The 6,967-nt window shown below is 50.4% G+C and carries 8 protein-coding genes and 4 pseudogenes; 3 read left to right on the forward strand and 9 right to left on the reverse strand.

All coding sequences use genetic code 11. The features are described from left to right. Nucleotides 1-189: 189 nt before the first annotated feature. The 7 genes and pseudogenes from GKAS_RS24355 to GKAS_RS22130 all read right to left on the reverse strand — a co-directional run. Nucleotides 190-297: pseudogene (locus GKAS_RS24355) on the reverse strand (hypothetical protein); the annotation flags it as partial. A gap of 52 nt (nt 298-349) precedes the next feature. After that, the gene (locus tag GKAS_RS22110) at nt 350-1,054 is read right to left on the reverse strand and encodes an IS6-like element IS26 family transposase (protein WP_035897520.1); all 705 of its coding nucleotides are present in this window, start codon (nt 1,052-1,054) and stop codon (nt 350-352) included. 134 nt (nt 1,055-1,188) lie between these two features. Further along, entirely contained in the window at nt 1,189-1,311 is a 123-nt protein-coding gene (locus tag GKAS_RS22115; protein WP_223256846.1) for a type I toxin-antitoxin system Hok family toxin, read from the reverse strand. After that, nucleotides 1,259-1,408 (reverse strand): annotated as a pseudogene (locus GKAS_RS25400) (DUF5431 family protein); the annotation flags it as partial. The gene GKAS_RS22115 and the pseudogene GKAS_RS25400, both read right to left, overlap by 53 nt. A 149-nt stretch (nt 1,409-1,557) precedes the next feature. Continuing rightward, a complete protein-coding gene (arsC, locus tag GKAS_RS22120; protein WP_035897523.1) occupies nt 1,558-1,986 on the reverse strand; it encodes a glutaredoxin-dependent arsenate reductase in 429 nt (142 codons plus the stop codon). Nucleotides 1,987-1,998: 12 nt separating this feature from the next. After that, entirely contained in the window at nt 1,999-3,288 is a 1,290-nt protein-coding gene (gene arsB / locus GKAS_RS22125; RefSeq protein WP_035897525.1) for an arsenite efflux transporter membrane subunit ArsB, read from the reverse strand. A gap of 45 nt (nt 3,289-3,333) precedes the next feature. Continuing rightward, nucleotides 3,334-3,654: a metalloregulator ArsR/SmtB family transcription factor gene (locus tag GKAS_RS22130; protein WP_035897526.1), complete on the reverse strand. Its 321-nt coding sequence runs from the start codon at nt 3,652-3,654 to the stop codon at nt 3,334-3,336. A gap of 260 nt (nt 3,655-3,914) precedes the next feature. On the opposite strand from GKAS_RS22130, the gene GKAS_RS22135 reads away from it, so the two are divergent. Beyond that, nucleotides 3,915-4,838: a cation diffusion facilitator family transporter gene (locus GKAS_RS22135; protein ID WP_023328909.1), complete on the forward strand. Its 924-nt coding sequence runs from the start codon at nt 3,915-3,917 to the stop codon at nt 4,836-4,838. A 191-nt stretch (nt 4,839-5,029) separates the two neighbouring features. Here GKAS_RS22135 and GKAS_RS22140 read toward each other — a convergent pair whose 3' ends face one another. Next, nucleotides 5,030-5,563 carry a rhodanese-like domain-containing protein gene (locus GKAS_RS22140; RefSeq protein WP_035897527.1) on the reverse strand — a complete coding sequence of 178 codons (534 nt, stop codon included), beginning with the start codon at nt 5,561-5,563 and terminating at the stop codon, nt 5,030-5,032. Between the two features lies 1 nt (nt 5,564). Then, nucleotides 5,565-5,859 (reverse strand): annotated as a pseudogene (locus GKAS_RS24360) (ArsR/SmtB family transcription factor). Nucleotides 5,860-6,006: 147 nt separating this feature from the next. On the opposite strand from GKAS_RS24360, the gene GKAS_RS22145 reads away from it, so the two are divergent. Together GKAS_RS22145 and GKAS_RS24365 are read left to right on the forward strand one after the other, a co-directional pair. Next, nucleotides 6,007-6,582 carry a cytochrome b/b6 domain-containing protein gene (locus GKAS_RS22145; RefSeq protein ID WP_035897528.1) on the forward strand — a complete coding sequence of 192 codons (576 nt, stop codon included), beginning with the start codon at nt 6,007-6,009 and terminating at the stop codon, nt 6,580-6,582. Nucleotides 6,583-6,689: 107 nt separating this feature from the next. Beyond that, a pseudogene (locus tag GKAS_RS24365) lies at nt 6,690-6,967 on the forward strand (IS1-like element transposase); the annotation flags it as partial.

Raw genomic sequence — 6,967 nt, forward strand, 5'->3', positions numbered from 1 at the left:
TCTTAGCGGACATTAGCATAGGCTATTTACCATAACGCGTCATTACGCGCACCACTCAGACGGCCTGAGCGCGTTTCTGACGTGTCCCCGTTAAAAATAGTAACAAACCACCCGAAAATGCACGCCAGAAACGCTACGTAAGAATCTATCCTATGACTGGATATGCACTCAACTGAATAACGCCTGATTTCAGTCCATTTTATCGGGATCAGCCTTCTTTCTGGGTAATTTAGGGGGCTTCACTTGCTGATTACTTTGCGTGCGGCGCGTGAGCCAAGGATGGTCAGCTTTAGGTTTGGCACTGTTGCAAAGTTAGCGATGAGGCAGCCTTTTGTCTTATTCAAAGGCCTTACATTTCAAAAACTCTGCTTACCAGGCGCATTTCGCCCAGGGGATCACCATAATAAAATGCTGAGGCCTGGCCTTTGCGTAGTGCACGCATCACCTCAATACCTTTGATAGTGGCGTAAGCCGTCTTCATGGATTTAAATCCCAGCGTGGCGCCGATTATCCGTTTCAGTTTGCCATGATCGCATTCAATCACGTTGTTCCGGTACTTAATCTGTCGGTGTTCAACGTCAGACGGGCACCGGCCTTCGCGTTTGAGCAGAGCAAGCGCGCGACCATAGGCGGGCGCTTTATCCGTGTTGATGAATCGCGGGATCTGCCACTTCTTCACGTTGTTGAGGATTTTACCCAGAAACCGGTATGCAGCTTTGCTGTTACGACGGGAGGAGAGATAAAAATCGACAGTGCGGCCCCGGCTGTCGACGGCCCGGTACAGATACGCCCAGCGGCCATTGACCTTCACGTAGGTTTCATCCATGTGCCACGGGCAAAGATCGGAAGGGTTACGCCAGTACCAGCGCAGCCGTTTTTCCATTTCAGGCGCATAACGCTGAACCCAGCGGTAAATCGTGGAGTGATCGACATTCACTCCGCGTTCAACCAGCATCTCCTGCAGCTCACGGTAACTGATGCCGTATTTGCAGTACCAGCGTACGGCCCACAGAATGATGTCACGCTGAAAATGCCGGCCTTTGAATGGGTTCATGTGCAGCTCCATCAGCAAAAGGGGATGATAAGTTTATCACCACCGACTATTTGCAACAGTGCCTTGTAAAGGCGCTCTCGGCTGACTAACCGCATCAGTCCTGAAAAGGCGGGGTTTCCCCCGCCTCCAGGTTGCTACTTACCGTTGGATTCGTAAGCCAGGCTTGCCGCGACCTCCCTGTCCCCGTCCTTTAGCCGGAGTTCGCATAAGCGGTTCCGGGTCAGGCATGTGAATATCAGGAGCGTGATACACACGATTAATACGCACCAGATAAGGGCGTTTCGCGGCAGTTTCATAGCGTACTTCTCCTTGCCTTTCGGCAGGTAAGCGGCCATACTGGTGTTGACTAGACATACAGTCGGCCTCGGTTGTACTGACCCCAAAAAGTTGGACAGAATAACCGAGGCCTGACAGAAAGAGTTCGCATAAATGCGGACTCTTTTTTGTTTCTGGATACAGCTAAATTAACTTCTCAGCAGTCAAATTATCCATATTACTTAGCATTAGGGTTTAACGCGCTTCCCTGCTTCATCAACGACCTTTTCACCATCCTCTTTCGTGAATGCACCTTGCTGAGACTCCGGGAGAATATCCAGTACGACTTCAGAAGGTCTGCACAGCCGTGTTCCAAGGGGAGTCACGACGATGGGACGGTTAATCAGAATAGGATGTTTGAGCATAAAACCAATAAGTTGCTCATCGCTAAAGCTGTTCTCTGCTAGCCCTAACTGCTCATAAGGCTCCACGTTCTTACGCAACAGAGCACGGACTGTTATCCCCATATCTGCAATAAGTTTAACCAGCTCATCGTGAGTCGGGGGCGTTTCAAGATAATAAATAATGGCGGGTTCATTGCCACTGTTGCGGATCATCTCCAGCGTATTACGTGACGTGCCGCAGTCCGGGTTGTGATAGATGGTTATGTTGCTCATTTCAGTATCTCATTACAAAGTGACAGAGAGCCGCAGCGCCAGCGCGGCCAGAGTGACAAACAGCACCGGCAGGGTCATGATGATGCCCGTGCGGAAGTAATACCCCCAGCTGATAGTCATGTTTTTCTGCGACAGGACGTGCAGCCACAACAGGGTCGCCAGACTGCCTATTGGCGTGATTTTGGGGCCTAGATCGCAGCCAATCACGTTGGCGTAGATCATCGCTTCCTTGATGACGCCGGACGCCGTGCTTCCGTCAATCGACAGTGCTCCAACAAGAACTGTTGGCATATTGTTCATGACCGATGACAGGAATGCCGTCAGGAAGCCCGTGCCAAACGTTGCCGCCAGCAGTCCCTTATCCGCCAGCATATTCAGAACACCGGATAGATATTCTGTTAAACCCGCATTACGCAGGCCGTAGACCACCAGATACATGCCCAGTGAGAACACAACGATCTGCCACGGCGCACCGCGCAGCACTTTTCCGGTATTGATGGAGTGACCCTTTTTTGCGACGGCGAACAGTACCGCAGCGCCGACGGCCGCAATAGCGCTAACAGGGATACCCAGTGGTTCAAGCACAAAGAATCCAACAAGCAACAGAACCAGAACAATCCAGCCTGCTTTGAAGGTTGCAGGATCTTTAATCGCACTGGCAGGCATTTTCAGAAGAGAGACGTCGTATGTTGCAGGTATATCCCGGCGGAAAAACAGATGCAGCATGCCCAGAGTGGCGGCGATGGCCGCAATATCAACGGGAAGCATGACGGATGCGTATTCTGTAAAGCCAAGCCGGAAGAAGTCAGCAGAGACAATGTTCACCAGGTTCGACACGATAAGCGGTAAACTGGCGGTATCGGCAATAAACCCGGCGGCCATGACAAAGGCCAGCGTTGTCCGTTTGCTGAACCCCAGTGCGAGCAGCATGGCGATGACGATGGGGGTCAGGATGAGCGCTGCACCATCGTTAGCAAACAGCGCCGCAACGGCTGCGCCCAACAGGATAATCCAGGTAAACAGCAGACGACCGCGCCCGTTCCCCCAACGGGATACATGCAGCGCAGCCCATTCGAAAAAGCCCGACTCATCGAGCAGCAGGCTGATGATAATTACCGCGATAAAGGTCGCTGTTGCGTTCCAGACGATATTCCAGACCACCGGAATGTCACCCACATGGATAACACCAGAAACCAGGGCCAGCACAGCACCAATGCAGGCGCTCCAGCCAATACTGAGTCCCCGGGGTTGCCAGATAACCAGGATCAGCGTCAGTAAAAAAATACTCACTGCCAGTAACATCTTCGGCTCCATTACATATGGTTAAATGAATGTGTTGGATTCGGGTCAGCAGGATGATCCTACGGATATTTCTAGCCACTGACGAACATCTTCCCGCAGGCAGTGCCAGGATGTTGTGATAGTTTCTGCCGCCCATGCGGGCATATGTGGAGAGAGCCGGTAGTGGACCCATTTCCCTTCCCGACGGTCCAGCACCAGTTCAGCCTCCCGAAGGATTGCCATATGCCGGGAAATTTTGGGCTGCGACTCGGCGGTGGCCGCGCAAATATCACACACGCACATCTCACCGGATTCCCGGAGAAGCATCATGATAGCCAGACGGGTTTCATCTGACAGAATTTTGAAAAGTTGAACAGGCTGTAGCATTTTTCCTCCCGGTAATATCGATGTACACATATGATAAATCATATGTGTTTTTGTGGGTATCGTTGATTTCAGGAAGAAAATGTATCAGTTTTGTTAACGCAAACACTATCTGCGCTGAATGGCCGCAGGCAAGGCCGCCTGTTTCAGCCCGTATTAATTGCGTTCAATGAACCTGATCTGGTTTATTTCCTGTTTAACACCTTTGGGTCTGAATTATATTATAATTGCTATCCTGAATTATGGGGTGTTAATGAGGTTTTATGGAGCTTAATGAAAATAAATGCAATGATAACGAATATCATAATCGTTCATTGGCGGCACAAAAAAGTACGATGATCAGTGTAGCTGTAAATATATTGTTATCCTGCGTTCAGATTTTACTGGGGATATTTTCTGGCTCACAGGGATTAATCGCTGATGGCATACATTCGTTTTCTGATTTGGTGTCGGACTTTGTCGTTCTGATCGCCAATAAAAAAAGTCGCAAGCCTTCTGACGAAGATCACCATTACGGTCATGGACGCTATGAAAATGGGGCGTCGTTGATTATTGGCGCAATCCTGTTCCTTGTCGGGTCCATAATGATTTGGTCCGCAAGCGGCAAGCTGTGGCACCCTGAAGCCATTTCAGAGGTGCATATTGTTGCGTTGTGGGTAGCACTGTTCGCGCTGGTGACAAAGGAACTGCTTTTCCGCTATATGCTGGCTGTCGCGACACGCATTCAGTCGTCTCTGCTCATCGCCAACGCCTGGCATGCGCGCTCTGACGCAGCTTCATCAGTGGTCGTGTCTGTTGGGATTGTCGGTAATTTACTTGGCTTTCCGTGGCTTGATCCGGTAGCAGCAATAGTGGTTGGCGTTCTGATTGCCCGTATGGGCTACACTTTTGCCGCCAATGCACTTCATGACCTGATGGATCGTTCGGTAAGCACTGAGATGGAAACTGCAATTAAAGCGATTATTCTCGCTGTCCCTGACGTCCTCGGAGTACACGATCTGAAAACACGAAAAACGGGCGATCTCATACTGGTAGATGTACATATTGAAGTTGACGGCGAGCTTTCTGTCAGTGAAGGGCATGATATTGCCAGAGCAGTACGTCAGGCGGTTCTGGAAAATAAAAATGTGCTGGATGTCATGATCCACACTGACCCTTATCAGTGTGAAGAATTGCCCGTTTGCTAATTATTCCAGACTGCCTTTTTTTCCATAAAACATAGTCCAGATGACATCATAAAATATAGAGTCATCTGACTACGTTATTTTTCATGAACATTCCGGGCGTCCGTCAGCAACAGATTGGCGGACGCCTGACTCAGAGAAAATCTGTTGTAAACTAAAGGTGCATCTGAATTACGCTCTTTCTGAACCGGAAATTATTCATGCTCTCTGTTCCATGGCATAACGGCGAGCAGTTTTGCCATCCCGCACCAGCCTGTCATTCCTGCAAGCATCAGGCCCGCACCCACAAATCCGGGAATAACATACAGCACAGAGGTCAGGAATAGTCCGCCCAGACTTCCGCCGAGGGCCAGCGCCCCTGCGGCAATCTGTACTTGTCGCATGAGTGGTAGTGGCTGACGGCGATCAACGATAACCGGGTAGCCCGCCGCTTTCCAGGCATTGAGGCCTCCCTGCATGATCAGTGCCTGTGCCGGATACACAAACTGACTGAGTTTTTCTGCCGCGTTCCCGGTCCGCATACCACTCTGGCAATGGAAAATGACCGTATCCGTTTCGCTCAGCCCGGTCTCACTGAAGCAACCGGCATGAAGTTGTTCCAGCGGCAGGGAACGTGTGCCGGAAATGTGTTCCCTTCGCCATTCATCATGGCTGCGGATATCAATCAGAAGAACTGGTTTGCCATGCTGTGCATTAATTTCAGCAGGCGTCACGGTGACAGTGGTCATTTTATTCTCCCGGGCAGTAAATATTCTTCAGAGTCTGTACAACCGCAAAAATCGCGTCATTTTTGATGTGATAGCGGATATATCTCGCCTGACGCGTCCCTTCAAGATTTCATTCGTGACAGGTGCTGGGAGGTGGCTGAAGCACTGAGTCCGCTGAGTCTGCTCAGCTCTCCGGCCTCTGTACCAGGACTCCCGGTCAGAATGCAAAGGATCAGCAGACGTTGCGGATGACTCAGTGTTTTCAGCAATGCGGCCGCGTTTTCCGCCTGGCCTTGCAGTTCACTCATCTCGTTCATGGCTAAATACTTTAGAATCTCCTAAATTTAGATAATTCTAAACTATTAGGGTGGTTGTCAAGAAGAGCCAGAGAGAGTGGGTTAAGGTTTCGTTAATGTTTTTCCGTCAGATTGCCAGAACTACCACTGGTTAGAGGTGAAAAAACTATGGCCGTCAATCTTCGTCGCGCGTTACCCCATCAGGACACGCCTTTCTTTCGGGGACTTCATATTGTTGTCGCCGTTCTGGTTCTGGCTCAGATTATCAATTCGAATATGACGGAAACTGAGGCTCTGGGACAGTTTTCGTTGACAGGTATGGTGACTTTTCTGCACATCATTTCCGGGTTTGGTCTGTTGCTTTGTGGTGTGGTTATGCTGTTCTGGATGCTGGCTCAGCGTGGTGCCCGGTATTATTTCTCATACCTGTATCTGGATTTTCAGGGCGTCACCGACGATTTCAGGACGCTGCGTCAGTTTCGCCTGCCCGAAGCACATGCCGGAGGTATGGCTGCCATCGTTCAGGGACTGGGGGTGCTGTCATTACTCGGTGTGGCGGCTGTCGGCGGACTCTGGTTCATTCTGAATATGATGTACGGTCCCGATTCGGTCCTGGTACATGACGTTCTACATTTGCATAAGTTTCTGACGGTCTTTATTGAGACCTATTTCTGGGCCCATGGTGCGATGGGGATCCTTCATTTGCTCCTGACAATTCGGTTGCAACAGTTGAATAAGGAATGACACTGACCTGCTCCCCGTTGATTAGTACACCCCGATGTTAGTAATGTCTTCAGGTGATGCTGCCAACTTACTGATTTAGTGTATGATGGTGTTTTTGAGGTGCTCCAGTGGCTTCTGTTTCTATCAGCTGTCCCTCCTGTTCAGCTACTGACGGGGTGGTGCGTAACGGCAAAAGCACCGCCGGACATCAGCGCTATCTCTGCTCTCACTGCCGTAAAACATGGCAACTGCAGTTCACTTACACCGCCTCTCAGCCCGGTACGCACCAGAAAATCATTGATATGGCCATGAATGGCGTCGGATGTCGCGCCAGTGCACGCATTATGGGCGTTGGCCTCAACACGGTTTTACGTCACTTAAAAAACTCAGGCCGCAGTCGGTACCC

It is taken from the genome of Kluyvera ascorbata ATCC 33433, from assembly GCF_000735365.1.
Taxonomy (GTDB): Bacteria; Pseudomonadota; Gammaproteobacteria; order Enterobacterales; family Enterobacteriaceae; genus Kluyvera; species Kluyvera ascorbata.

Bases quoted from the DNA above. Each gene is read 5' to 3' on its own strand.
- arsB (WP_035897525.1), bottom strand. From the start codon at position 3,288: ATGTTACTGGCAGTGAGTATTTTTTTACTGACGCTGATCCTGGTTATC.
- GKAS_RS22135 (WP_023328909.1), top strand. From the start codon at position 3,915: ATGGAGCTTAATGAAAATAAATGCAATGATAACGAATATCATAATCGT.
- GKAS_RS22110 (WP_035897520.1), bottom strand. From the start codon at position 1,054: ATGAACCCATTCAAAGGCCGGCATTTTCAGCGTGACATCATTCTGTGG.
- GKAS_RS22145 (WP_035897528.1), top strand. From the start codon at position 6,007: ATGGCCGTCAATCTTCGTCGCGCGTTACCCCATCAGGACACGCCTTTC.
- GKAS_RS22130 (WP_035897526.1), bottom strand. From the start codon at position 3,654: ATGCTACAGCCTGTTCAACTTTTCAAAATTCTGTCAGATGAAACCCGT.
- arsC (WP_035897523.1), bottom strand. From the start codon at position 1,986: ATGAGCAACATAACCATCTATCACAACCCGGACTGCGGCACGTCACGT.
- GKAS_RS22140 (WP_035897527.1), bottom strand. From the start codon at position 5,563: ATGACCACTGTCACCGTGACGCCTGCTGAAATTAATGCACAGCATGGC.